This window comes from Variovorax soli NBRC 106424, assembly GCF_001591385.1.
Classification (GTDB): domain Bacteria; phylum Pseudomonadota; class Gammaproteobacteria; order Burkholderiales; family Burkholderiaceae_C; genus Variovorax; species Variovorax soli.
Genome location: NZ_BCUU01000237.1, coordinates 1 through 585, shown reverse-complemented (window position 1 = coordinate 585; position 585 = coordinate 1). Strand labels below are relative to the sequence as shown.

The following is a 585-nucleotide window of genomic DNA, read 5'->3' as shown; positions in this document are numbered from 1 at the left end:
CTGCCGCAGCGTGCGCGCGCGGCGGCGGCGGGGCAGGTGGGGCGCGTGCGCATCGGCTTCGTGTCCACCATCGGCTTCGAGAAGCTGCCCGACTGGGTGCGCGAATTCCGCCAGCTGTGCCCCGAGGTGGCGCTGGAGCTGGTCGAGGCCACGGGCGACGTGCAGCTCGAGGCTTTTGCGCGCGGCGAGATCGATGCCGGCCTGATGCTGCATTCGCCCGGCGCCGCGCCCGCGGGCCTGGCACGGCTGGCGGTGTCGGAAGAACCCCTGACGCTGGCGCTGCCGGCCCGGCATGCGCTGGCACGGGCGCGGAAGCTGGCGCTTGCGCAGGTGCTGGACGAGCCGCTGGTGATCTTTCCGCGCCGCATTGTGCCTTCGCTGCACGACGCCATCTTTGCGCTCTATCACGCCGCGGGCCGTGTGCCGAAACTGGCGCAGGAGGCCATCCAGATGCAGACCATCGTGAACCTGGTGTCCGGAGGCATCGGCGTGGCCTGGGTGCCCGAGAGCGTCACGCAGTTTCGGCGCGCGGGGGTGGTCTACCGCGCGGCGGACGAACTGGCGCCGGCCGGGCGCCGCCGCGGC

Annotated in this window: 1 protein-coding gene; it reads left to right on the top strand. The window is 73.0% G+C overall.

Features of this window, described 5'->3' with window-relative positions; genetic code table 11:
- Positions 1 to 585, top strand: a 585-nt coding sequence (locus tag VSO01S_RS26565; protein ID WP_245684341.1) for a LysR substrate-binding domain-containing protein, incomplete at both ends; no start/stop codon positions are given.